This is a genomic window from Microvirga massiliensis (genome assembly GCF_001006805.1).
In the GTDB taxonomy this organism is placed as follows: Bacteria; Pseudomonadota; Alphaproteobacteria; order Rhizobiales; family Beijerinckiaceae; genus Microvirga; species Microvirga massiliensis.
This window is the reverse complement of the sequence record NZ_LN811373.1, coordinates 23,122-45,459: the sequence shown is the minus strand read 5'-3', so window position 1 is coordinate 45,459 and position 22,338 is coordinate 23,122. Positions and strand designations below refer to the sequence as shown.

The window sequence follows — 22,338 nt, the reverse complement described above, 5'->3', positions numbered from 1 at the left end:
GAACCTGAAAGCGCTTATTAACCATACACTTAGCGCGGATTAACCATAGGCCTGATCTCAACCGGCTGTCCAGCCATGACCGCGACCCACGAGCCGTCGTCTTCCTTCAGCACCGGCATCATGCCGACGGCGCCGAAGATGATCGCTTCGAACGAGAGCATGAGGCTCCGGCCGTTCTGACTCGCAAGGATGACCGTGGCCTCGACCTCGCGCTCGTCGGCGATCAGTGTCACGCGGTCACCGGTCTTCATGAGGGCTCCGCGCGTCTCGCGCCATCTGCGCGATCGATTTCAACGCTCTGTCGTTTGCGGTGGTGCTCCAGGCGCGCTCGGCCAGGTGCTCGATGTCTTCAAGCGCTTGCTCGAGGAACGCTACCCGCTCCTTCAGAGCGTCAGATTCCGAGACCTCGACGGCGTCACCATCCTTCACGGCTCGTCTCCTGCAGCCGCCTGCGGCATCGTCTCGGCGAACTGGCGGAACACCTCTTGCACTTGTTCCAGCGTGAGATGGCGGCGCAGCTCGCGCGCCACGCCCGACAGCGCAATCCCGCCACCGACCTCCAGGCCGAACTTGCTGATTCCCTGCGCGGCCATGTCTCGCATGCCGAAGTAGTGGTCCCGCTCCATGAGCGAGATCCGCTTCTCGTCGAGGGACGGCACATGCACCTCGACCTTGCCGTAATCGGTCATATCGCGCTCCTCACTGGAACCCCTCGATCCAGCGCCTCACGGCATCCCTGCCCTTCAGCGTCTCTTGCATCCCGAGCATCGCGATCAGCGGGTCCATGCTCCGCTCGGTCTCCGGGTGCTTGCGCATGTCCGAGGTCATCGACGCGACGGCCTGGGCGAGGTCGCCGGTCTCGAGGTACTCCCGCGCCCTCGCCTTGCACCAGTCGAGATGCTCTGCCCGGGTCATCACGCGCTTCCTTTCGCCTTGTGGAACCTGAGCTCCCACTCGCGCGCGAAGTCCCGCAACTCCTTGTCGATCAGGTCCATGCGGCGGAGATCGGCGTCGGTAGGCTCCTCGCCGGGATCCAAAATCCCCATGATCGACGCGAACAGGTGCTGCGCTCCCGACATGTAGGCGGCGCGCATATCCTGAACCTGCTGCTCCGAGGCCTCTTGAGGAATTGCGAGTGCCCGTAGGGCCACCCAGCCGGCCTCGATCACGCGCCCCTTGTCGGCCAGGTCGCGCTGGAGCTTCTGCATCTCGATCTCGTAAGGGGTCATCTTCTCCCGCTTGCGCTTGGCTTCACCCATCGTCTCATCCGATCGTGGTCAGGCCGCGAGCTTCTTCGCCCGAGACCTGCTCGCCGGAGCTGCGCGCTTCTTGAGCTCAACGACGCTCTTCTTCTGAGCTGTAGACGGGCGGGGTGCAGCCGACAGCTTGATCCCCAACAGCTTGCAGAGGGCCGGCAGCGTCTCGGCCCTCGGGGCATGCGTGCCACTCTCCCACTGGGTGACGGCAGAGCCTGAGACACCGAGTTTGTCAGCGATCTGCTGCTGCGTCATCCGCTTCGCCTGGCGGGCAGCACGGATCTGGGCCGACAGAGGTATTGGCAAGGAGGAGGGCGGCTCGGCCGGCAGGTCGGCGGGAATAGTCGCGACGGGCTCAGGTTCGGGCTCGGGCTGTTGCGCCTGTTCCGGCATGAGCATCGAGAGCAGGTCAGCGGGCAGGGTGCTCTCAGGGGCAGTCTCGCTGGAGACCGGCTCAGCGACGATCGGCTCTGACACCGGCTCGACAGTCGCGGGGACGGAGCCGTCCCGGATAGAAAGCTTCGCGTGAACCTGGCGGATGACTTCGGTGTTCTCGAGCAGGTGCTGGTTCGTTGCCTCGACCTGCCTCGTGTTCTCATTGAGGTTCTGGCTTAGTTCGCGCAATCCGTTGTGGATCCCATCACCGACGCGCGCCAGCATCGCAGTCATATTCCCAAGCGCGGTGATTTGCTGATTCAGAAGCTGTTGGCACTTCGTGAATTGGTCGATCATCAGTTCCACTGCGGCTCGGTTGTTTGCCGTCTCGGAAGCTATGGTCGATAGCGCCTCGTGGATGTGGGCGGGATGTTTTACCTCGACGGAGCCATTCACGAGGATCGGGCCGTCAGGGATCTTGGACTTCTTCACTGTCTGGGATGTCCCAAGGTTGTGGCGCTCGAGGAGAATAGCGGTCTGTTCATCCAGGATGCGGCGCTCTTTGGCGACCTGGTCGGCGAGCTCGCCGCGCGAGGGCACCCTCCCCTCCCCTGTCACGACTTTGAAGTGGTCGGCCAGGCGGTTCTCGGTCTGGTCGGTACCCGCGCAGGTGGGGCAGATGTGATCCCGTGGGGATTTGGCGACCACCCATCCCCACTCTTTGAACCTCTTGAGCACCCAGTCATCAGCAGGATGGTTCCGCGACCGGAAAGTCTCGTGCCTTGGGCACCTACAACACTGTAGTTTAACCCTGTACTGGCAGGCTATATTACCCTGACGGGTGACTTCGATCTCAAAAGGACGTGCAAATCTTCCCACTCTTCATCCTCCACTATACCTGATCGAAATTCTTCCGACCCATATTCATCGCCTCGTCTAGACATAAGCAGTCTATGCGGCAGCTCATTGGCCGGCTGCGAATTGCGGCGATATTGGGTAATGTATTATCCCGGGTTAAACCCCGAGGACAAGAGGGGAGATCGGCCAATCGGCTGATGCCCCACGGTCATGTGGAGAAACTGGCCCAAACTAAGGGGAACTGGGCAGGATCGCGCGCACCAGGGCGACGACGTCGAGCTCGCCGTCGACACCGAAGCGCCCCGGATCCTCGGCGCCGTAGACGTAGAAATTCCTCGGCCCCTCGCGGCTCTGCCTGGAGAGTTCCGCCATGGCCGCGGCGACGGCCTGGTCGAGCCCCCTGCCCTGCTGTGCGGGCTCCTCGCGCTGCGGCGGCTTCGCGTCGAGCACAGCAGACATCTTCGCGTTGAGCGCGGTGAGCTGTGCGTGGAGGCTCGGCCAGCGCTTCCGCTGCTCCTCGGGGCTCAGGCGCGCGTGCTCCTCGCGGAGGCGGTCCTTCTCGGCCCAGATGCGCGAGCACTCCCGCATCCGCGCATTGTGCGCGTTCAGATCCTCGAGGATCTGCCTGAGCAGCGAGTGGATCTCGTCGTATTTCGCGTCGTCCATGACGTCACCAGTCGACGTATTCCTGCGCCGGATCACCGTCTGGCCGGCGCCGGCCGCTGCGGGGATTCCTGTGCCAGCCTGAGGGCTCCCCCTCACCGGTCCAGGCCTCCAGCGCCTGCTTGGCGTCCTGGTAGCTATGATAGCACCACCGGTCGTCGTAGCCCACCTTGTCGCCGATCTGCCCGACGAAGATGGCGTGGGTGAACATGAGCGGCCGGATCCCGGCCCATCGCCTGCCGTCCGGAAGAGGTCTGACGTCCGTGTGCCCCTCGGCCAGGAGCCAGGTCATGTAGACGAGTTCGTCGAGGTCTGCGGTTCTGGTCATGGGGAGCCGGTTCGCACAGACCGCCCCAAAGGAAAAGGGGGCCCGAAGCCCCCTCCCCTCAGTATGAGATCTGCGTGCTGAAGTGGACCCTCGGCCTTATCGCGGCGAGAACGCTGGAGGCGCTGGAGTCATTCGGCACGAGCTTCGCGCGGAGCAGCTTCGCGGCGGCCTTGACCTCCGGATCCGTGGCATCCTTCGCCAGTAGCTTAAGGGCATCATACATCGGGACGTCGAACAGCAGATCGATGTCCGTGATTGTCCTTTGCGGCACCATCATTGAGGCTCCTCCCTTATACCTTAGCCTTGTCCATGAGCTCTGAGAGCCCTTCCCAGTATGCGAGCCGGTTCGCCTTGCAGTACGCTACGAAGCGGTTCGCGACACTCAGCGGCGGTCGGATCGAGAGCGGAACGGTCGGCTCCTCCGACAGGTCATTCTTGTAGATGCGCTCCTGCGCGTCGCGGCTGTGCGCCTCGCGCATCCGCTCAAGGAGGAGCGCGAACCCCTCCCTGTAGCTAAGACGCTTGTGCTCGCAGAAGCGAATGAACTTCTCCACATCATCCCGATGCAGGCGCATCGTGAAGTTGTGGACCTGCTCAGGCGTCCCGCGATTGCGCCTTGGCACGGCCTTGGGCTCTACCCCCTGAGACTGTTGATCTGCCATTGCCCTGAATTCCACGACTTCATTGGCGTCATTGAATGCATTGACTTCATTGGCTGATGTCACTGCCCTGCCCGCTCCTTCGCGAGCAGATCCATCAGGTAATCGAACCCCTCGCGGTAGGAGATCCTCTCCTCGTGGCACCACTCGATGAAGGCGTTACCGGAGCGGATCGAAACGCGGGCCGTGAAGCTCATCGTCGGTTCATCGACCTGCTTCCGGCGCCGCATTGGCATGGCGACGAGAGGCGCTACCGGGGCCGCAGGCTGCTCTTGGGCAGGTCTCTGGGCTCTCGGCTTCTTCGGGGCCGCTGTCGGCGCCACGGGCGGCTCTGGCCGGGAAGCGGGAGGGGGCTCCCCCTCCCCCATTGCGCCCTGCCCCCAGCCGCTCTCGATTGCGACCTGGTCGACGACCTCCAACTGGGCGGGTGGCGGGAGTTCTCGCTTCCTCGGAATGGCCAGAACCTTCCTCTCCGCATTCTCGCTCATGCTGCGGCCCTCGCGTCTCCGTCGAGGTCGTTCAGCGCCGCCACGACGTCGTCCACGAATTCGTCCGCGTTCCTGATCGCCTCCTCAACGCCGCTGACCCCGACGCCTTGGTCGGCATAGTCCGACAGCGAGACTGCGTAACTGAACAGGTTCTCGTAAGCCACGCGGCTCAGAAGACGGGTCTGGAGCATCGGAACGCCGAGGCCCAACAGGTTGTCCTTGATCTTCCGTTCCTCGATCGTGGGCTTCGGGCGGCACTTTGTGAAGAAAGCACGGTAGGGAACGGCCCGCCGCAGCACGACCTCCTCGTCCTGCACGAGGCCGACCGATTTCGTGGCTTCCTTCGCGTCCAGGTGGGTAGCCCCGAGCGGAATCAATACCATCGTGGCGCGGGAGATCGCGCGGGACGCGGTCATGTTCTGGCTACCCTGCAGATCGACGATCACGACGTCGGACACCTGATGGGCCTTTTCGATCTCCTCGACCACGGTCTTGTAGGTGATGTCCCCCACGACTGCGACGCTCTTGTTCTTGGCCTCGGCGTACCACTCAGCGCAGTGCTGGTTCTGATCGCAGTCGAGGACCGTCACCTTGCTGCCACGGGCGGCTAGCTGGGTGGCGAGGATCAGGGCAGAGGTCGATTTGCCGGCCCCGCCCTTGCTGGAAACAAACGGAATTACTGCCATGAACGACCTCCTTGCCGTTACTGCGGTGAGGTCGACCAATGCCATGAGGTTCTTAACATCAGGTAAAGGCATCACTGCCGTGACCGCAGTGGCTGGCATGACCGGATTGAAGCCAATGAATTCATTGACGTCATTGAATGCAGTCACGCCATTGGCTGCGGCCACTGACTTGGCTGCCTTGGCTGCCTTGGCTGCCTTGGCTCAGGTCACAGCTGACACTGCCATCATGTCGGTGACTGCAGTCCCTTACCTGACCTCAGTTACCGAGATCACAGCACGACTTCACTGCAGTGATCTGATTGGCTGCGGTGACTAAGGCCTTGTCGGTCAAGGCAGTCACCGAGATCACCGCAGTGATCTCAATGGGTGCAGTGATCTGATTGCAGGGATTACGGTCATTCACAGACGTCGTAGCCGGGGCCCAGGCCGGTTCTTGACGCCGAATCCAGCCGGGAGTCTTCTGGCGCCATGTCAGAAGAGCCCCGCCACTCCGTCTACCTCCGCCGCATCGATCCCGAGCGGAACATGAACCGGTTCTACGAGATCTCGGTGCATCTCGATTTGTTCGGCTACCACTTGGTCGAGCGGCGCTGGGGGCGACTGGGCAGGGGAGGGGAGGGGCAGCGCAAGATCGACGAGCACCCGACCGAAGAGGCTGCGACCGAAGCGCTGGAGCTGCTCGCCCGTCGCAAAATCAAGCGCGGTTACGAGGCCTGCTGACCCGATCGTTACGGGTTTCTTAACGACTCCGCGCGTGATCATCTCAAATTGCTGGGGACAATGGGCTTGACCGTTTCCCCAACGTGAGCCCTCATGGGCGACGCCTGCGCGAATCCGCGCAGGACGATTCGAAACTTTCAGAGGAGGCGGGATAGCCGCGAGACGCTGAAAATGGAAAGGCCTCCGAAGCTGGTAACTTCGAAGGCCCGAATTCCGTAGGGTTGGTCGCCCCGCTGCAATGGCGATCATCCCTGACATCGCTGGTCGAGTCAACGGAGATCTTCTCTCCGAACGGTTCCCCATTGCCTGCGTGAAGCGGTCCTGAAGGACCGATGCCCATCAACTATGCCAAGGCTGCATCCGCAGCCGTCAGCCCGCTGCCGGTGCGCCGCGGGCGGCGCCCGCTTGGGCGAGCCTTCCACGTCAGCCGCACGTGTGGTCCCTATCGGATCCCGCACGAGGCGATCGAGTTCATCGCACCGCTCCTGGAGAAAAGGGGCAACCGCGCCGAGGCTGCCGCGCTCCTGCGATTCCTGGCGCGCTACTGGTCGAGTCCGAAGAAGCTCGGAGAGCCGTTCCCGATCGTGCGCCGCACACAGGATCGCAAGGGGCTCGGGAGTCTCGGGGGCTTGAAGGACTGCGCCGAGCTCGGCCAGACCGAGGCCCAGATCCGCGGAGCCATCAAGACGCTGGTGGAAGCTGGCATCATCGTTCGCCTGAACCCCGACAGCGGGCATGTCCGAGGCGAGGATGGCATCCGGCGCCGGGTGGCTTGGTATCGCTTTGCGCCTGAGCTGGAGGCAATCTTCTCGGCAGCCAATACCCGGCCCTGCAAGCGCCGCGATTCGGCGGTTCGCAAATCACCCATAAGCAACCGGGGGTTTTCTTCGAAGGGGTTATTGGAGACTGTTCCTGAGACGATTGTGGTTACACTCCCGTCAATGGAAAAACCCACAAGAAAACCCTTGGTTGCTTATGGGCGATTTGAGCCGAAGCCCGCGGCCGATCCTCCGATGCCGGTGATCGCGGTCGCGCCTGTCAAACCTTTGTCGGCCGAGGCCTTGCGGGCAGGGCGGTTCGCCCGCTTCTACACGCCAGTTCGGCGACCATGAGGGGAAGGGGAGGGGGCGAGCTAGTCGCGCGGCCGGTTTCCTTTCGTCGGTTCTGCCGTGCTAAAAGGGGCTCATGTCACCCAGACGTCGTCCCTTTTACTGGATCCTGATCGACAAGGTACCGAGGCCCCTGGCGAACGACGAGCCGTCGCTCCTCCAGTGGGCGGAGTGGCATCAGAGTTTCGAGAACCGGGTTGTGGCGAAGACGAAGGTCGGCCCTGACATCGAGGTGTCGACCGTCTTCCTCGGGCTCGACCACGGGTTCATGGATGGCCCGCCGCTACTCTTCGAAACGATGGTCTTCGCCGACGATGACCATCCCGAGAACGGCTACGTTGAGAGGTACTCGACATGGGAACAAGCGGAGAGGGGTCACGCGGCGACAGTCGAGAGGCTCAGGCCGAGGCTGCGGCTCGTCCAGTGACGCGGGTTGAGCGGGGCAGGGCGCTGGCTGCAGCGATCCTGGAGCACGGAGCCGTGCAGATCACCGAGGGTATGTTTCTCGATCTCGTCGCGGCTTCGGCCGCCGATCGCCTCGAGGACGATACTCCGCCAGAGGAACGATATTGCTGGCAGTGCGGCCAGTATTGCGACGGCTGTCCGGACTGCTACTGAGCCCGAAGAGCGCTAGGAATCCGCCGACCGCGAGCACTGCCAACGACGCGACCATCGGAGCCGCCACGATGGCGAAGAGCCACTCCGTCGGCATCAGCGCGATCGTGAGCGCGCCAACGGTAATCCCGATGAACATGAGCGGAATCATGCGGTCTCCTCAGTCCTCGAGCGTGTGCTTGATGCCGGCCTGGTGCCAGGTGTCGGGCCCGTAGATCTCCTCCGGGGGAACTCCGAGCTCGTCGATGAGGACGACCATGGCGCGATCGAAATACGCCCTGAACTCATCGTCCTGGAGTTCGGTCGTCGAGCGCGGGATGATCGAGACCGCGCCGTCGAGCTCGCGCAGCTCCCGGTGCAACCCGCATTTGAGACGCAGGCGCCAATGCAGGGAATCGTGGTCGATGCCGAAGGCCTTTGCGACCTTGGAGACGATCGCGCGGTAGCGTCGGTAGAGTACCTCGTCCCGACGCTGTGGCTCGATATAGCAGGTGAGCCTGGCACCGATCCGATAACGCTCGATCACCTCGAGGTCCAAAGCGCTCGCGGCGACGAGCCCGTGCGGCTGTCTCACCAGCCACACGGTCGTGCGCTCAGTCTCGGATCGGCGCCTAGCCATCCGCGGCTTGCGCGATCTCGTCCATCTTCGCGACCGCCTCCTTCTGCACCTCCGTGCGCAGGGGAGGGGAGACCGCAGCCTGCCGGAAGGCCTTCGTAGCGTTCCAGACGGCTTTCAGCTTCTCGATGTGCTCCACGCTCGAGGCGGCAGCGATGGCACGGCGGATATGCGCGGCCCAGGCCTCCTCGTTATCGAAGGTCTCGACGATCGCGAACGGATCCTGCTCGACGCTCTGGGCCAGGTCGTCGTCGGCGCGATCGTCATCGAGATATTCGCGGGCGCCTTTCCCGCCGGCAGACTCGACACGCTTGCGGCCCTCCTCGCGCTCGGCCGCGGTCTTCCTGCGGGACTCGCGCTTCGGCTTGGTGATGCGCTTCAGCGCCTCTTCGAGGAGGTAATCGGCCTTCTCCTGCTGCGTGCGGGTGAAGCGCTCCCAGTCGTCCGAGAACAAGTCGCGGATCTCTTCGACGTCCTTCGCGGTTTGCGCTGCGGCGCAGTGCTCCTCGATCTCCGTCAGGGCAGCCTCGGGATCGAACTCATCCTCGGGCTCGGGAGAAGGGGCCGACGCCGGGGCCTTCATTGGCTGGGGGGCTGGTGAACCGACCCCGGCGTCGTCCACCGCTGCAACAGGGGCAGTTGTTGCAGCGATCTCGGTTTGCGTTTCCGCGAGTGCGATCCGCGGCGGGCGCGGAGGCTCGGTGTTGACGGGCGTATAGTCCACCTCTTCTTCCGAGCCAATCAGTTCCTCCGCGATCAACATGCCCTTGAGCACGTCCGCGAAGGTGTCGCGCAGCGCGAAGCCTCGCGCTCTCATCTTGAGCATCCGCTTGGGGTTTGTCACCCAAGGCGTATCTTTGTCGCCGGCCTGGCCTCCGCGCTTCATCCACAGTTTTGCAATCTGCGCGTCCCGGATCGAGAACTCGGCGACGATCTCTTCCTCGCCTTTGCGCTTCACCAGGCACAGGGCTTTGTAGTTGAGCTCGTCGCCTTGCGGGCGCTCCCAATCCTGTGGCTCAGGCCCCTCATGCCATTCCTTGAACCGCTCGAGCTCACGCGACGAGCGTACGACGGCGAGCGCCAGGTCGCCCCATATCCGAGGCATGCCATTGATGACCGCAATGCCTTGAATCGCCTGGAGCGGTTTCACGCCGAGCTCGAGCCCGTGCATGATCGCGACGGCGAGCTTCTCCGGAGTGTTCATCCCGTACGGCACGAGCCCGCTCTTGGCGAGGAGCTGCGCCATGCGCCAGACGTCATCAAACGTCTGCGGCACGATCGCATGCACGGTGCTTGATGCGGTGAGGGTTGCGACGTTCGGGTGCGCAGGCTCGACGACCATCGGTGCGTTCATTTGACCTCTCAGCGGGCGGATGAGCTTTCGACGAAGGTGACGCCGGGAATCGGCTGCTTCTCCTTCGATCGCGCGGCGGCATCGGCAATTCGCTGCACGGTTGCCTTCACGTCGGGGTGGTCCCGCAGGGCCGCGAGCGCCGCGTGGTAATCGACGATCTCCGCGCGCCAGGTGGTGGTGAGCGAGACCCTGCGTGCGACCGTCTGCACAGCCGGCTTCGGCGCCGGCTCATCATTGGCGGGGGAGGGCATCGCCTCGCGTGCGAGCTTCGCCTGCAGCTGCAGGTGCTTCGTGAGCGCTCCCTTGATGAGATCCTCGCCTTTCTTCGCGAGCGCCTGGACCGGCAGGTACTTCTCCTGGATCGCGCGAGCAGCGTCGTCGTGCGGTTTCTTCTCCGTCTTCCGGAGTTCCTCGAGGCGCTTCCAGGCCTGGGCAAACCGCAGGCGCCAGTTGCCGAATCGAGTTGCGCCCACATCGTCGGCGATCCCGGGCTTGAGCGCTGCCTCGAGCTCGGCGAGCTCGCTCTCGACCTCGACTTTCAGCGCTTCGAATGGATCCGCCGGCAGGTTCGATTTCGAGACCGCGGGAGGAGGAGCTTCGTCGGGCCAGCGGCCGGCGCCTTCTTCGGCATAGGCCTTCAGCCAGTAATCATACCACTCTGCCGTGACCGGGTGCCTGCAACAGTAGCAGAAGACCCTCTCGCAAAATTCCTCCTCGTCGAGCACGGTCGTCGGCCGGTTCGGGCCCCATTTCACGCGGAGCCCGCATTCGTCCCGCCAGATCTGCAGCGGGATCATCTGGCCGCTGCGCGTGCGGTGTCGGTAGAATCCCCATTCGGCTTTGCCAACCGTGAGCTCCAGCGGCTCGCCGCGCAACGCGGAGATCCAATAGTCCCATTCCTTGTGGGCAACGGCGGCTCCAGCGCTCATGCGTGGCCTATCTCCGGGTAGTGGATGGCTTCCGCGCCCCACGGCTCGCCCTCGAGCCGCCTTTCGACGCCGCGCAGGATATGCAGCAGCAGGACAGGAGCAGCGGCATCTGGCGTCATGACCGCCTGTTGAGCGAGCACGGTTCGCAGCATCGTCGTGATCGCTTCCGTAAAGGCGATCTCGAAAGCTGCCATCATCTCGGGGACATCGGCTTCCCGATCGATCATGTCGCCAAGGCTCGTCAGCGTGGCGCGCATGAGCGCCCGCGTGACCTCGATCGAGTGCGGCGGGGCACCGAGCGCGACTTGCCTCTCGATCTCTTCATCCAGGCGCGCGAGCATGCGTTGCGCTGCGTCGCGACCTGGCGTGATCGTCGTCATCACCAGCCTCCGTCGAGAAGCGTGAGGGCTCCGTGCTCGGCCGCGAGTGGTCCCGACGCGAGACTCGAAATGAGACCAATCGTGCCGAGCAGGAGAGCGATCAGGACCAGGGCCCGCGCCGCCATGGCGCGCATCATCTTGCTCCAGGTCCGGATATTGTGCGCTTCGGCGAGAATGGGCCCGAGCGAACGCAGGGTGACCTGCCAGGGCCGAATCCCATGGCCGGCGAGAACGGCAAGCACGGCCTGCTCATCACCGAGATCGACGTCGCTCTTCGCGAGCAGTTCGGCGAGCGCAGCCTCGGTGGAGACCGGTTCGGCCGCATTGACGACCTCGAGTGTTGGCATGTCATGCAACCGAACGGCGCAACTCGCCTGCACGACGGCGCAGCCAGTCAGCAAACGCCTGCAGTTCCTCGGGCTCCGCACGAAACCACGACGGCTGCTCGCGCGCGATCTCGGCGAGTGCCTGAATGGTGTCCCAGATGTCTTCGCAATGGTTCGCTGCTGCGAGCCGTCCCTTGCACTCGCACATGTCCTCGATCTCTCGGATCACCGCCTGAAAGAGCGGGTGCGATGTCGGGCTGGAGCGGGTAGATGCCGGGATGGGAACGTCCCTTCTGGTCGAAGCGCGCATGTGACCCCCCTAAACTTTCCGTTAGGGTATTTGGGGCAAGCGTTCCCCGTCAAGCGGGGAGGGCGGCAAAATTCAGGGCCCCGCGGCCTTGCCTGCGGCGAGCTGCTGCGCCACAAATGGAAAGCCCCTCGGCCTGCATGCGGGCGCGAGGGGCCTCAATCGGGTAACGTGCTCGGCATGGAGATCCCCCGATTGGCGACGGTGCAACGCACAATGAGCGTTGCCGTTCCGTGCAGCCACAACATCTTGTGGCTGTGTGGCCTCCCCGACACAAGCCGGGTTGGGGGGTAGGGGGGAGCTCGCGCGCACGCGCGGGGTGAGCCACTACGCTGTATCCAGGTAGCGCTAGTACCTGAATCGTAGAGCGCTACATCGACGTACTAGGCACCCATTCCTTCAAACAAGAATCCTTACTCCGGTACCAGGTTAGTGTATCCGCGCGCGAAGGATTCAGGCCATGAGCCTAGCTGACCTCGCGGAGGACTCGCCCCGCGCTGTAGGACTCGAGGCGCTGTGGTGCTGCTGGAAGTTTAGTGCTGGGCGCGGCTTTATGTGGCTGATGATCACGCCGACGATCCGGATGCTACCCTTACGCAGGTCGGTATCGCGCTCGAGCACGTAGGGCCTGTGCTTGCGGCTCGTCGAATGTGGCACAAGCTCAAAGCCCTCAGAAGTGATCCGGAATTCCTTGATGCTTAGTTCGATCTTTCCGGTCGCGTCGCGGCTTTCGACGACTACCCAATCACCCGTCGCGAGTGCGACCTCAGCGAGCCAGGGATTGATGCACACTACCTGATCGCCCTTGGTGAGGCCGGCTAAGTCCATCGAGTCGCAACGGACCACGAATCCATACTGCTTGTGCTCACGGTAGTTTGGATTGTAGCCAGACAATATAACCCCCAGGTCCGCGTCGTCGAACCAATGCGACGGATGCCACGCCCCTGCTTCTGCCTCGCCAACAATAGGAACATCGAGGCTATTGGGTAATCTACGCACACTACGAACCCAAGTTGGTGGGCGGAGTTCATCGCTCTCGCCTCTTAGAAAACTTGCGTCACAATCTAATGCTTCGGCTATTAGTCTTAGATTTGAATCCTTTAGCTCTTTGACTGCGCCTCTTAGGAATTTATTAAGAACTGATCTATCGAGGCCTGAGCTGTCGGAGGCACGGTTCGCTGAGATCCCCAGATCATTTAACCTCTGCCGGATCCGTTCCCTTACGATGTCGGTCATCTGCGCCTGCTGCCCGGTTGCACACTTGCCATTCGTGTCTTCCGTTCTACCCGAAACGGGGTGGGGAATCTATAGCCCAACCCTCCTCTAGGGATCGTCCGATCGGCTGAGTCGTGCCCCAAAATCTGGTTGACGGTGGGGAAAGTCTTCTCCACTTTGGAGGGCATGACACCCGCCACCGACGCCTATCGCGCTGAACTCCTCCGCCTCGCCGACGAAGTCCATGCCCTCACCGGGCTCAGCGATCCCGGGATCTCACGGGCAGTGTTTGGAGGCGACAAGCGTTTCATCCGGCGCCTGCGGGACGGCGAAAACTTCACGATCGAAAAGGGCCAGCGCCTCGAGGCGTTTCTGCGCGAGCACATCGCTGCCATGCGCGCCGACGCGGCGTGATGGAGGCACGCGATGGCTACGCAATCGGCTCCCGTCCAGGAACTCCCGATCGCCGACATCGTGGTCGGCGAGCGCTTTCGCAAAGATCTCGGCGACATCGTGCTGCTCGCTGAGAGCATCGAGCGTCTCGGGCTTCTGCAGCCGATTGGTGTCACACAGGACCGTAGGCTCATCTTCGGCGAGCGGCGCATCGAAGCCTTCAAGCATCTCGGGCGCGAGACGATTCCTGCCCGGGTGCTCGACATCGAGTCGATCCTCGAGGGTGAGTTCGACGAGAACGAAACCCGCAAGGAGTTCACGGTCTCCGAGCGTGTCGCGCTTGCTCGCGCGATCGAGAAAGAGCTCGAGGGACGGCAGGGACGTCCGACGACGAAAACCGTGGAACCGGTTCCGGGGTTTGTGAAAGGGCATACCCGTGACCTGGTTGCCGAGCGGGTCGGCCTCGGAAGCGGCAAGACTTACGAGAACGCGAAGACCGTTGTCGCCAAGGGCGCTCCGGAGCTCGTGGCGGCTGTCGACGAGGGCAAGGTCGCGATCAAGCCGGCCGCAGAATTCGCCAAGCAGGCGCCCGAGAAGCAGGCGGAGCTGATCAAGCAGGCCGGCGATGCCAAGGCCGCTGTGGTGGAGTTCCGCAAGAGCCTCCCGACCAAACAGGATGCTCGGAAGATCGCTGCCGAGACAGGCAACCCGACGCTCGGCCGGGACGGCAAGTTTCACACGGATGCAACCGACGAGGAGCGCCGCCAGGGCGATCTGTACCTGCAACTCTGCGGCGGCATGCGTGCCATCCTGGGGCTTGGGCTGACGCCCGAGGAAGCGCTCGACTGCGTGACGCCTGACTCCGACATCGTCTTCGGCCCGCTCATCGACCGTCTTGCACCCTTCATCCGCGATCTCGAGCAAGCCTGGAGGCGTCGCAATGCAGCCTGAGCGGCAGAACGCATCGCTCTCACTGTCTCAGAACGAGACCGACGACGAACTCACGCCGCGCGAGGCCCGCACCAGGCTGCGCGAGGCGATGCAGACCGAGTATCGCAACTTCTACAAATACGGACGCCGCGCCCGTGTGTCGGACGTCGTCGCGTTTGTGAGCGACGCGCATCCAGACCTCGTCGCGGTGCTCGAGCAGGATCTGATCACCCGCGCGCTGCACGATATGGCCGCGAAGGTCGCGAGCTCGTGGGCAGCCGTGAAGGATAAAGGGGAGCGTCAGCTGGTGCTCCCCGGAATGAGCAAGCACCTGACGGAACGGTTGCCGCCCGCCCTGTCGGTTCCGGTCGATGGCAACGTCAGCGATATCTCCTTCGTGCCGGCCCAGGAGGCCACACGCGCAGAGTGGAGAGCGCATCTCGAGTACCTGCTTCAGCAGCACAGAGGGCTCGGGCTCGTGATCGAAGCCATCCAGGATCTGCTCGCGCGCGGTGACGCGCTGTCGTGTCCCGACAATGAACCGCTGGTGCCTTGGATCTCCAAGCGCGCCGCGAGGGCGTAAGCGTCCCCGGAAAACTCCAGAGCAGGCCTGGAGAGTCCCCGGTGTCGAGCCTGCACCGGCACCGTTAACCGCCCCGGAGTAATGCGTAATGGGTGAGACGTCAGAGAGGATGATTGCCAGCAAGGTTCTCGTCGCGCTGGTCAACGAAGGCAACAACGTGGTCTCCAAAATTGCGGAGATCAGGGGCGCGCACGGCGAGCGCGTCCTTCATCACAAGGAAAACTCCAACCTCCACACCGGAGTCTTCAACCTCATCAAGCGGCTCGACCGCATGGATGAACTGAAACGCGAAGAGTACCTCGACAACCTCGAGGCTTACGTCGGCATCATGCGCGCCGAGAAGTGGAGCCGGAACTCCCACTACGGTGACCTGGCCGCGCAGGCGAAAGAGGAAGACGAGCCCGCTCCCGCGAACGGCGGCATGCCCCTCGAGGAGGCTGAGAAGGCATTCGAGGCCAATGCTCACCTGGCGCCGGCTCCCGAGGAGGTCGATGCCAAGGCTGAGAAGCGGGCCCGCGGCCGGCGCAAGAAGACCGAGGCGTCCGACAGCGTCGAGTCGTTTCGCGAGTCCATGAGGTCCGAGATCGCGAAAGGCGACGCGCATATCCGCGAGGTCTCCGCGCAGCTCGCGTCGAACGACGACAGTGCTGCGCCGCGGCGCGAGCGGCGCAAGCCCGCGAAGGCAGACGGCAGCTACACGATCCTGAACTGATCGCGCGCCATGAACGTCTGGGCGTTTGATCTCTCGATCAAGACAGGCGTTGCGATGGGTCGTCCTCCCAAGGATGACCTGTCGCGCCTGAACTCGATGACGGTCAGCTTGCGCAAGCGCAAGTACGAGGATGTCGACGAGGACATCGCGCACATGTGCGAGAACCTCGAGACGTTCCTCGACCATCGTCTCGGGTGGAAAGAGGATTGGCCCGACAGGATCGTCTTTGAGGCGCCGCTCAACCCGACCGCGAAGCCGCGGGACGGGCGCCCCCGCGGGGCGCTGGAGCTATGGCTTCCGATCGCCCTCGTCACGACGCTGCGCCTCAAGGCCCAGAAGGAAAGGATCCCGATCGAGAAGGTCTGGCCCGCGACCGTCCGCGCGAAGTTCATCGACAAGGCGAATGCCGGCGAGCGCAGGGACACCAAGAAGGCTGTCCTGAACCGCTGCAAGGAATGGGGCTACCTCCCGTTCTACTGCACCGACGACAACCGCGCTGATGCGGTGGCGATCTGGCACTGGGCGCAACGCACGCACGGGCGCTGGACGCCTCCCTACGAGATCATGTTCGGCCAGCGCGTGCCGATCGGCGTCGCTCGCCTCGCAGGGGCAGGGTGATGGCGCTGAAGGGCAAGGACTTCTTCGAGCCACTGCCCGCAGCGCGGCCCGCGAAACCGCCGCCTCCGCCTCCGCAGGAGCCTTTGTGCTCCGACTGCGGTGACCCCGCCAATCCGTCGTGGGGTGACCGCGGAAAGATCTACTGCCGCATGTGCGCGTCTCCGGAACTGCGCTTCGCGGCTCGCTCCTACGCCAAACGGTACGGGTCCGATCATGAAGAGTAAGCGCGCGGCACGCGACGAGGTTATTGGTGAACTGGTCGACATCTCGCGCGAGCTCGCGCACCTCAACAACCGTGTCGCCGGCTGCATGGGAATGCTTCTCAACCTGCAGCCCGATGTTGCGCGGGCGACGCTGAGCCTGCGCGACGAGGTACTGGTCCTCTGGTCGCGTACCGATCTCTCCCAGGAGGAGATCGGAGAGTGCTTCGGGCACGGTGATCGTTGGGTCCGCACGCATATCGCTGAGGCCCGCGAGGCCGGCGATCCGCGCGCCATCTCCCAACGTGACAGATCCTCCACGCACGCCTCCCGGCGGATGAGCCGCGCCCCGGGCAAAGACGCCTCCGATCGGAGCGTGGAGGTAGGCTTGTCGGCGAGCCAACAGCAATCGGAGGAAGAAAGCACTGGCCAGGTGCAGGTCGGGAATGAGCCCGAATCCACTGAAGCCGTGTCGGCCGGGAGCGACGCTGGCGGGGAGGGGACTCCTCCTGACCCCGAACCGCCAGCGGCTCCCGAGACTCCCGCCACCATCCGGGAGATCGTGTGCCAGCGCTTCACGGCGTTCAACACGGGCGAGGGGTTGGCATCGATCGCGGGGGAGCCCGAGCCGGCGCCGGCTGCCCCCCTCGAAACAGCTGCCGAAAATGATCGCGCGGAAGAGCCTGCGCCTGAGCCGATTGCAGACAGTCCCGAGACTGTGCGGATCAACGGCCCGCGGGGCGCGGTCGAGATCCTGAGCCAACTCGCGCGGTCACTGAAGCGCACGTACGACGGATATCCCTATTCGCTGCGCACGCTCACCGACGACGGCGGCTGGCCGAGCATCCCGGCGTTTCACCGTGCGCTGATCGAGGCGACGCCGACCCTGCAATCCGTCGGCATCGACGTGATCTTCCTCAACAAGGAACTCGTCAGGCTCCGAGGCATCGGGGGATGAGGGGACTCTTCGCGCCTCTCGAGGCATGGCAGTTCGGGGATCTGCGCCCGCACTACTACTCCCTTGTGGTCGCGGATCCGCCCTGGCGCTTTCGGACCCGCAGCGAGCGTGGTGGCGAGAAAAGCGCATCGAAGCACTACCGCTGCTACCCAGTCGAAGAGATATTCTGGCGCTTTCCGATCGGAGATCTCGCCGATCCCGACTGCCTGCTGTTGTGTTGGGCGACCGCGCCACTCCTCGACAAGCAGATCGAGTGCGTCAAAGCCTGGGGCTACGAATACAAGACCCTGCTTTACTGGGAGAAGATCTTCCTGTCGGGCAGGCCGGCGATCGGCACGGGCTACCGCGTGCGGTCTATGGCGGAGCCCGTCATTGTCGCCACGCGCGGCGAGCCGAAGCATGCGGCGCTCCCGGGCCTGTTCAAAGGCATCCGGCGGAAGCACTCCCAGAAGCCTGAAAGCTTCTACGAGATGGTCGACGAGCGCTGCACGCAGTTGACGCGGCGCGCGGATGTCTTTGCGCGCACCAGGCGCCCCGGCTGGCATTCCTTCGGGGATGAGCTCGACATGTTCGAGGCCGCGGCATGAGCGTGGACTTCTATGTCGGGATCCATCAGCCGAGCGATGCGCACCGGTTCCACCGCGTGTGCATCTCGATCCACCGGTTGATGACGCGCCGCAAGCCGCTCGGCGCCCGCCAGGTATTTATCGACTCGGGCGCGTTCTCGACGCTCGACCAGCACGGCGGATACCCGCATCCGGTCGAAGCTTATGCCCGCAGGCTGTGGGAGCTGCACACGCAAGGGACGGCCCGCATCGTGGCGGCGTCGGCCCAGGACTACATGTGCGAGCGCTCCGTCGTCGCGAAGCTCTTGCAGGTCGACGAGAAGGATCTCACGGCGAAGCGTCACGCCGAGATGGTGCGCCATCACCAGCAACTGACGATCGAGCGCTATGACCTATTGCTCGCCGCCCTCGAGGATCTGTTCGAAGGGCGGATCCCTTTCGCGGTGATCCCCGTTCTGCAGGGATACAACCCGGAAGATTATCAGCGTCACATTCGGATGTATGGGTGTCGCCTCACAACGAGCATGTGGGTGGGCGTGGGAAGCGTCTGCAAGCGCAATGGCTCTGTAGCGGACGTCATCCACATTCTCGCCGGCATCAAGGGGTTTAGGCCCGATCTGCGATTGCACGGCTTCGGCTTGAAGAAGACGGCCTTGAAAGACCCGTGCGTGCGGGCGCTGCTCTATTCGGCCGACTCGATGGCGTGGAGCCTGCACGCGTTCAAGCATGCGATCGAGGAGAGGGTCGCGCTCGAGGAGGAACTCGGGCGCAAGCTCACGGCCCGGGAAGCGCGCGAGATCCTCCGGTCCCGGGGCATCAAGCCTCGCTCAGCAAACGACTGGCGCGAGGCCGCGGCCTTCGTCGAGGAGGTCGAATCCGTCGCTGATCTCACCGAGACCCACTGGCAGATGTCATTGCCGCTGCTTCAGGAGGCTGCCGAATGAAAGCGCTGGCCTATGCGAGCCTCGCCGCATTCCTGCTCACGGTACCGCTGAGCAATTGGTTCATCGAGAATGTCGGCGACTGCTCCGCGGGCCCGTGTGTTGTGCCGGTCGGCTTCGGGATCCTGGCGCCGAGCGGGGTTCTCATCATCGGGCTGGGCCTGGTGCTGCGAGACCTGGTGCATCGCTTCTTCGGAAGCCGTGTGGCGTTTGCCGCTATCCTGGTCGGCGCCGCCCTGTCGGGAATCCTGGCGTCGCCGATCCTGGCCTTTGCCTCGGCTGCCGCGTTTCTCGTGTCCGAGACCGTCGATCTGTTGGTCTATGGGCGCCTGCGTCCCCTACGCCCCGCCATGGCTGTCTTCGCCAGTGGCGCAGTCGGCGCGCTGGTCGACTCGCTTGTCTTCCTCTGGCTCGCCTTTGGCGACCTGTCCTACCTCGCCGGCCAGACGATCGGAAAGGTCTGGATGTCGCTGCTCGCGGCCCTGATCATCCGCCAGATGGCGTCGGCGCCGAGGACCGCATGATGGCGGGGGAACAACGACGCACAGCCAGGGCCGCTCTCGGTCTGCCAGAAGAACGCGTGATGCCGCACAACCTCGAGGTCGAGGCTGCGGTGCTGGGCTCGCTCCTCCTCAACAACGACGCTTATGGCAAGTGCGCGGACATCCTCACGCCCGAGTGTTTTTTCGAAGACTTGCATCGCAAGATCTTTGAGGTCACGTCCGCGCTTCTCGCGCAGGGCAAGACGGCCAACGCGATCACGCTCAAGTCATTCCTCGCCGACGTCGATCTCGGGGGACTGACGCTCGGGCAATATTTGTTCCGCCTGCAGTCGGAAGCCGCACTGCCCTCGCAAGCGCGGGAGTATGCGATGATCCTGAACGACCTGCACGTCAGGCGGCAGATGATCTCAGTCGCCGAGGACATGCTTGATGTCGCCTACAATGCGCCGCCCGCCGCGACCTCCAAGAGTCTGGTCTACGCGGCTGTCGACCGCCTCGTGAACCTGCGCGCCGACCCTGGCGAGCACTCGGATTTCGAAGCCTTCGATACCGCCTCGGACAGGGCTGTCATCTCGGCCCAGGAGGCCTACAAGGCCGGCGGTGCGCTGGTCGGTCTCTCGACAGGCCTGCCGCGCCTCGACGATGCGCTCGGGGGCTTGCAGGACACCGACCTCATCATCCTCGCGGGCCGTCCCGGCATGGGAAAGACGGCCCTCGCCACGAACATCGCTTTCAATGTCGGACGCATGCTGAAGGGAAAGCGGAATGCCGGCGAGCGTACCGGTGTGGTGGGCTTTAACTCTCTCGAGATGTCATCCGAGCAGCTCACCAAGCGGATTATCTCCGAGCAATCGGGCGTGCCGCTCTGGAAGGTGCGCAGGGGCTTTGCGACCGAAGAGGAGATGGAGCGCTTCATCCTTGCACAGAGGGAACTCCGTGGCCTGCCCCTCGAGATCGATCAGACGGGGGAACTGAGCATCGCGGCTTTGCGTCTGCGAGCGAAAGCCTTGAAGAAGCGCAAAGGTCTCTCGTTGCTGATCGTCGACTACCTGCAACTGTTGAAAGGATCCTCGAGAGCCAACGACAACAGAGTCCAGGAGGTAACCGAGATTACCACCGGTCTCAAAGCGCTCGCCAAAGAACTCGAGGTACCAGTCATCGCGCTCTCGCAGCTGTCCCGCAAGGTCGAAGAGCGTGATGACAAGCGTCCGATGCTGGCCGATCTGCGCGAGTCCGGCTCGATCGAGCAGGACGCGGACATCGTGATGTTCGTGTATCGCGAGGAGTATTACCTGCGGAAAATGAAGGCGCCTCCGGATGGCACGGAGGCACGGCTCAACTACGAGCGCGCGATGCAGCGAGCGTGCGGCATCGCCGAGGTGATCGTCGGGAAAAACCGGCATGGTCCGGAAGCGAGCGTCGTGCTCGGGTTCGACGCGGACGTCACGAAGTTCCTCAACGAGCCGTGGGAGCGGGAGATCGAGCCGCTGCCCGAGCGGGAGCGGAAGGAGAAGCAGAAGCGGTTCAACCCCGAGGTGTCGGCTGCACTCGGGGCAATCCGCAGCGCAACCTCGAGTCAGCATGCAGTGAACCCGAGCGATTGGCAGCGCCGTGAGGACCGCAGGTTAAAGAAGAGCACGCGCCTGGTGCCCGTGGAGATCGCGCGCAGCAAGTTCGCCGACGATCTCGGGCCCGGGTTCACGGAGAAGCAGATCGAGACGAAGTTCTCGACCGCAGTGCTGACTCTGCAGAGGGAGGGCATCGCCTACTGGACGCGCGGCGAGGCTGAGGGCGAATGGTACGTCTTCATGCCGGAACTGACGGGCTGACCATGGGCAAGCACCGAGACGTCCCGGAGAGGCTCACCCAGGCACAGATGCGGGTGGAGCGCTATCGCGGCCAGATGGAAGCCCACTTCGCAAGGGCCGACCGCTGCAAGAACCGCGGCGAGGGCGAGAAGGAGCGGCGCGCGAACGAGCTCGGCGAGCGTGCCAAGCGGCTGGCGAGCCAGTGGCAGAAGGAGGTGCGGCGCCTGACGAAGATCCTCCGGATCAGGGAAGCCCTCGAGGCGCGGGCTCCCGCGGCGCGGCCGGCGCCGAGAGCACTGACGCCGAAGCAGCAGAAGGAACGCGAGAAGCGCCAGCGGTTGCAGCGCGCCGAGATCGAGTCACGGCGCAAGCATTTCTCGGCGGCGGGTGTCGACTGGGATCCGCGTACCGCCAACGGGCAGCGCCAGTTCCACCTGGCGTCGCTGGGGCCGACGTTGCGCGCGAGCGTCAGTCACTTCGACTCGTGCTTCAAGCGGCAGGTCGATCGCACGGATGCGCGCATCCTGACCTGGTCGAAGCTCGAGGAGCACTTCCACAAGGTGCATGCCGGCCTGATTCCGGCGCCACGCTATGAGCCAGGCGTCGACACCTCCACGCTCCCGGGCGTGTCGGATGCGCGCCTCGATGCCCAGCGCACTGACCACTTCCTGCGCCAGTGGCTCGGCCGGGACATGCACGGGCTGTTGTTAGAGGTGATCTACCTGCAGCGCACCTACAGGGAGCTCGCCACGGAGGGCGGCGAGCACGAGCGGGTGGTGGCTGCGATGTTCAAGCGGGCCCTGGATGGGGCCGGCGCCTACTGGGGAATCGGGGAGGACAACGCTTTCGGGCGCGAGGTGAACGCGGTCCTCCACCGGGCCGAGCAGGCCTAGTCTCATCGGGTGTGGGTTTTCTGGCTCTGCCGGCGGGCAATGGCATAGATCACCAGACCGGCGACCAACCCGAGGACTGGGCCGAGGAACATCAGATAGATATCCGTTCCGGTCATTCTTGGAGCCCTCCGAGGAGCCTTCTCGCCAGCAAATGTAGGCTGACCCCGGCGACAAGCCAAGCGAGCGCGGCCAGGGTCGTGACGAGGGCTCCTCTGGCAGCGGAACCGGGCACATCGAAGGTCATGGCGACAAGCGGCGTCACGAAGCCTGCGGCAATCATCGCGACGCCGACGCCGTTCAACGCCGAGGCCGAAAGCTTGACCCGCTCATTGTGGATGAGGCTCATGCG

The 22,338-nt window shown here is 63.8% G+C and carries 35 protein-coding genes and 1 pseudogene; 15 read left to right on the top strand and 21 right to left on the bottom strand.

Going from position 1 to position 22,338, the window contains the following annotated elements; all coding sequences use genetic code 11:
• Nucleotides 1–29: 29 nt before the first annotated feature.
• The 12 genes from BN1233_RS40490 to BN1233_RS40435 all read right to left on the bottom strand — a co-directional run bounded on the left by BN1233_RS40490 (nucleotide 30) and on the right by BN1233_RS40435 (nucleotide 5,313).
• A complete protein-coding gene (locus BN1233_RS40490; protein WP_046869342.1) occupies nucleotides 30–251 on the bottom strand; it encodes a hypothetical protein in 222 nt (73 codons plus the stop codon).
• Entirely contained in the window at nucleotides 238–429 is a 192-nt protein-coding gene (locus BN1233_RS40485; RefSeq protein WP_046869341.1) for a hypothetical protein, read from the bottom strand. The genes BN1233_RS40490 and BN1233_RS40485 overlap by 14 nt, the downstream gene beginning before the upstream one ends.
• Nucleotides 426–689 carry a hypothetical protein gene (locus BN1233_RS40480; protein WP_046869340.1) on the bottom strand — a complete coding sequence of 88 codons (264 nt, stop codon included), beginning with the start codon at nucleotides 687–689 and terminating at the stop codon, nucleotides 426–428. Before BN1233_RS40480 ends, BN1233_RS40485 begins: the two co-directional genes overlap by 4 nt.
• Nucleotides 690–699: 10 nt before the next feature.
• Nucleotides 700–915 (bottom strand): hypothetical protein, encoded by a 216-nt coding sequence (locus BN1233_RS40475; RefSeq protein WP_046869339.1) that lies wholly within the window; start codon nucleotides 913–915, stop codon nucleotides 700–702.
• Nucleotides 915–1,259, bottom strand: a complete 345-nt coding sequence (locus BN1233_RS40470; protein ID WP_046869338.1) for a hypothetical protein — start codon at nucleotides 1,257–1,259, stop codon at nucleotides 915–917. The genes BN1233_RS40475 and BN1233_RS40470 overlap by 1 nt, the downstream gene beginning before the upstream one ends.
• A gap of 18 nt (nucleotides 1,260–1,277) precedes the next feature.
• Nucleotides 1,278–2,369 (bottom strand): helix-turn-helix domain-containing protein, encoded by a 1,092-nt coding sequence (locus BN1233_RS40465; protein ID WP_046869337.1) that lies wholly within the window; start codon nucleotides 2,367–2,369, stop codon nucleotides 1,278–1,280.
• A gap of 351 nt (nucleotides 2,370–2,720) precedes the next feature.
• Entirely contained in the window at nucleotides 2,721–3,155 is a 435-nt protein-coding gene (locus BN1233_RS40460; protein ID WP_046869336.1) for a hypothetical protein, read from the bottom strand.
• Nucleotides 3,156–3,159: 4 nt separating this feature from the next.
• Nucleotides 3,160–3,480 carry a hypothetical protein gene (locus BN1233_RS40455; RefSeq protein ID WP_046869335.1) on the bottom strand — a complete coding sequence of 107 codons (321 nt, stop codon included), beginning with the start codon at nucleotides 3,478–3,480 and terminating at the stop codon, nucleotides 3,160–3,162.
• A gap of 58 nt (nucleotides 3,481–3,538) precedes the next feature.
• Entirely contained in the window at nucleotides 3,539–3,757 is a 219-nt protein-coding gene (locus BN1233_RS40450; protein ID WP_046869334.1) for a hypothetical protein, read from the bottom strand.
• Between the two features lie 13 nt (nucleotides 3,758–3,770).
• On the bottom strand, nucleotides 3,771–4,205 hold the full coding sequence (locus BN1233_RS43975; protein ID WP_048710779.1) for a hypothetical protein: 435 nt from the start codon (nucleotides 4,203–4,205) through the stop codon (nucleotides 3,771–3,773).
• Nucleotides 4,202–4,627, bottom strand: a complete 426-nt coding sequence (locus BN1233_RS40440) for a hypothetical protein (RefSeq protein WP_046869333.1) — start codon at nucleotides 4,625–4,627, stop codon at nucleotides 4,202–4,204. The genes BN1233_RS43975 and BN1233_RS40440 overlap by 4 nt, the downstream gene beginning before the upstream one ends.
• The gene (locus tag BN1233_RS40435) at nucleotides 4,624–5,313 is read right to left on the bottom strand and encodes a ParA family protein (protein ID WP_046869332.1); all 690 of its coding nucleotides are present in this window, start codon (nucleotides 5,311–5,313) and stop codon (nucleotides 4,624–4,626) included. Before BN1233_RS40435 ends, BN1233_RS40440 begins: the two co-directional genes overlap by 4 nt.
• Between BN1233_RS40435 and BN1233_RS48960 the strand changes: the two genes are divergently transcribed.
• The 4 genes from BN1233_RS48960 to BN1233_RS40415 all read left to right on the top strand — a co-directional run bounded on the left by BN1233_RS48960 (nucleotide 5,312) and on the right by BN1233_RS40415 (nucleotide 7,569).
• Nucleotides 5,312–5,629 carry a hypothetical protein gene (locus tag BN1233_RS48960; protein WP_046869331.1) on the top strand — a complete coding sequence of 106 codons (318 nt, stop codon included), beginning with the start codon at nucleotides 5,312–5,314 and terminating at the stop codon, nucleotides 5,627–5,629. The genes BN1233_RS40435 and BN1233_RS48960 overlap by 2 nt on opposite strands.
• A 152-nt stretch (nucleotides 5,630–5,781) precedes the next feature.
• Entirely contained in the window at nucleotides 5,782–6,033 is a 252-nt protein-coding gene (locus tag BN1233_RS40425; RefSeq protein ID WP_046869330.1) for a WGR domain-containing protein, read from the top strand.
• Between the two features lie 332 nt (nucleotides 6,034–6,365).
• Nucleotides 6,366–7,145: a hypothetical protein gene (locus BN1233_RS43970; RefSeq protein WP_048710777.1), complete on the top strand. Its 780-nt coding sequence runs from the start codon at nucleotides 6,366–6,368 to the stop codon at nucleotides 7,143–7,145.
• A 73-nt stretch (nucleotides 7,146–7,218) separates the two neighbouring features.
• Nucleotides 7,219–7,569 carry a hypothetical protein gene (locus BN1233_RS40415; RefSeq protein WP_052764133.1) on the top strand — a complete coding sequence of 117 codons (351 nt, stop codon included), beginning with the start codon at nucleotides 7,219–7,221 and terminating at the stop codon, nucleotides 7,567–7,569.
• Nucleotides 7,570–7,629: 60 nt separating this feature from the next.
• On the opposite strand, the gene BN1233_RS40410 is transcribed toward BN1233_RS40415, so the two are convergent.
• The 8 genes from BN1233_RS40410 to BN1233_RS47995 all read right to left on the bottom strand — a co-directional run bounded on the left by BN1233_RS40410 (nucleotide 7,630) and on the right by BN1233_RS47995 (nucleotide 12,905).
• Nucleotides 7,630–7,908, bottom strand: a complete 279-nt coding sequence (locus tag BN1233_RS40410; protein WP_046869329.1) for a hypothetical protein — start codon at nucleotides 7,906–7,908, stop codon at nucleotides 7,630–7,632.
• 9 nt (nucleotides 7,909–7,917) lie between these two features.
• Nucleotides 7,918–8,376 carry a hypothetical protein gene (locus tag BN1233_RS40405; protein ID WP_046869328.1) on the bottom strand — a complete coding sequence of 153 codons (459 nt, stop codon included), beginning with the start codon at nucleotides 8,374–8,376 and terminating at the stop codon, nucleotides 7,918–7,920.
• Nucleotides 8,369–9,727: a recombinase RecT gene (locus BN1233_RS43965; RefSeq protein ID WP_048710774.1), complete on the bottom strand. Its 1,359-nt coding sequence runs from the start codon at nucleotides 9,725–9,727 to the stop codon at nucleotides 8,369–8,371. The genes BN1233_RS40405 and BN1233_RS43965 overlap by 8 nt, the downstream gene beginning before the upstream one ends.
• 8 nt (nucleotides 9,728–9,735) lie before the next feature.
• Nucleotides 9,736–10,656 carry a hypothetical protein gene (locus tag BN1233_RS40395; protein WP_046869327.1) on the bottom strand — a complete coding sequence of 307 codons (921 nt, stop codon included), beginning with the start codon at nucleotides 10,654–10,656 and terminating at the stop codon, nucleotides 9,736–9,738.
• Nucleotides 10,653–11,036, bottom strand: a complete 384-nt coding sequence (locus BN1233_RS40390; protein WP_046869326.1) for a hypothetical protein — start codon at nucleotides 11,034–11,036, stop codon at nucleotides 10,653–10,655. The genes BN1233_RS40395 and BN1233_RS40390 overlap by 4 nt, the downstream gene beginning before the upstream one ends.
• Nucleotides 11,036–11,383 carry a hypothetical protein gene (locus tag BN1233_RS40385; protein ID WP_046869325.1) on the bottom strand — a complete coding sequence of 116 codons (348 nt, stop codon included), beginning with the start codon at nucleotides 11,381–11,383 and terminating at the stop codon, nucleotides 11,036–11,038. Before BN1233_RS40385 ends, BN1233_RS40390 begins: the two co-directional genes overlap by 1 nt.
• Nucleotide 11,384: 1 nt before the next feature.
• Nucleotides 11,385–11,672, bottom strand: a complete 288-nt coding sequence (locus BN1233_RS40380) for a hypothetical protein (RefSeq protein WP_046869324.1) — start codon at nucleotides 11,670–11,672, stop codon at nucleotides 11,385–11,387.
• Nucleotides 11,673–12,122: 450 nt separating this feature from the next.
• Entirely contained in the window at nucleotides 12,123–12,905 is a 783-nt protein-coding gene (locus BN1233_RS47995; protein WP_074078476.1) for a helix-turn-helix domain-containing protein, read from the bottom strand.
• Between the two features lie 165 nt (nucleotides 12,906–13,070).
• On the opposite strand from BN1233_RS47995, the gene BN1233_RS40370 reads away from it, so the two are divergent.
• The 11 genes and pseudogenes from BN1233_RS40370 (at nucleotide 13,071) to BN1233_RS40320 (ending at nucleotide 21,989) form a co-directional block, all read left to right on the top strand.
• Nucleotides 13,071–13,298 (top strand): hypothetical protein, encoded by a 228-nt coding sequence (locus tag BN1233_RS40370; protein WP_046869322.1) that lies wholly within the window; start codon nucleotides 13,071–13,073, stop codon nucleotides 13,296–13,298.
• A gap of 12 nt (nucleotides 13,299–13,310) precedes the next feature.
• Nucleotides 13,311–14,228, top strand: a complete 918-nt coding sequence (locus BN1233_RS43960; RefSeq protein WP_052764132.1) for a ParB/RepB/Spo0J family partition protein — start codon at nucleotides 13,311–13,313, stop codon at nucleotides 14,226–14,228.
• On the top strand, nucleotides 14,218–14,790 hold the full coding sequence (locus BN1233_RS40360; RefSeq protein WP_046869321.1) for a hypothetical protein: 573 nt from the start codon (nucleotides 14,218–14,220) through the stop codon (nucleotides 14,788–14,790). Before BN1233_RS43960 ends, BN1233_RS40360 begins: the two co-directional genes overlap by 11 nt.
• An 88-nt stretch (nucleotides 14,791–14,878) precedes the next feature.
• Complete coding sequence (locus BN1233_RS40355) at nucleotides 14,879–15,502, top strand: hypothetical protein (RefSeq protein ID WP_046869320.1); 624 nt, start codon at nucleotides 14,879–14,881, stop codon at nucleotides 15,500–15,502.
• Between the two features lie 9 nt (nucleotides 15,503–15,511).
• On the top strand, nucleotides 15,512–16,120 hold the full coding sequence (locus tag BN1233_RS43955; protein ID WP_048710772.1) for a hypothetical protein: 609 nt from the start codon (nucleotides 15,512–15,514) through the stop codon (nucleotides 16,118–16,120).
• Between the two features lie 213 nt (nucleotides 16,121–16,333).
• The gene (locus BN1233_RS40345; RefSeq protein WP_046869319.1) at nucleotides 16,334–17,278 is read left to right on the top strand and encodes a hypothetical protein; all 945 of its coding nucleotides are present in this window, start codon (nucleotides 16,334–16,336) and stop codon (nucleotides 17,276–17,278) included.
• Complete coding sequence (locus BN1233_RS40340) at nucleotides 17,275–17,865, top strand: MT-A70 family methyltransferase (protein ID WP_046869318.1); 591 nt, start codon at nucleotides 17,275–17,277, stop codon at nucleotides 17,863–17,865. Before BN1233_RS40345 ends, BN1233_RS40340 begins: the two co-directional genes overlap by 4 nt.
• A complete protein-coding gene (locus BN1233_RS40335) occupies nucleotides 17,862–18,788 on the top strand; it encodes a deazapurine DNA modification protein DpdA family protein (RefSeq protein ID WP_048710770.1) in 927 nt (308 codons plus the stop codon). Before BN1233_RS40340 ends, BN1233_RS40335 begins: the two co-directional genes overlap by 4 nt.
• Nucleotides 18,785–19,309: a VUT family protein gene (locus BN1233_RS40330; RefSeq protein ID WP_046869317.1), complete on the top strand. Its 525-nt coding sequence runs from the start codon at nucleotides 18,785–18,787 to the stop codon at nucleotides 19,307–19,309. Before BN1233_RS40335 ends, BN1233_RS40330 begins: the two co-directional genes overlap by 4 nt.
• A pseudogene (locus BN1233_RS40325) lies at nucleotides 19,309–20,748 on the top strand (replicative DNA helicase); the annotation flags it as partial. The gene BN1233_RS40330 and the pseudogene BN1233_RS40325, both read left to right, overlap by 1 nt.
• 335 nt (nucleotides 20,749–21,083) lie before the next feature.
• Nucleotides 21,084–21,989: a hypothetical protein gene (locus tag BN1233_RS40320; protein ID WP_147707825.1), complete on the top strand. Its 906-nt coding sequence runs from the start codon at nucleotides 21,084–21,086 to the stop codon at nucleotides 21,987–21,989.
• A gap of 112 nt (nucleotides 21,990–22,101) precedes the next feature.
• Here the strand turns inward: BN1233_RS40320 and BN1233_RS40315 are convergent, their stop codons facing one another.
• Nucleotides 22,102–22,335: a hypothetical protein gene (locus BN1233_RS40315; RefSeq protein WP_048710768.1), complete on the bottom strand. Its 234-nt coding sequence runs from the start codon at nucleotides 22,333–22,335 to the stop codon at nucleotides 22,102–22,104.
• Nucleotides 22,336–22,338 lie beyond the last annotated feature (3 nt).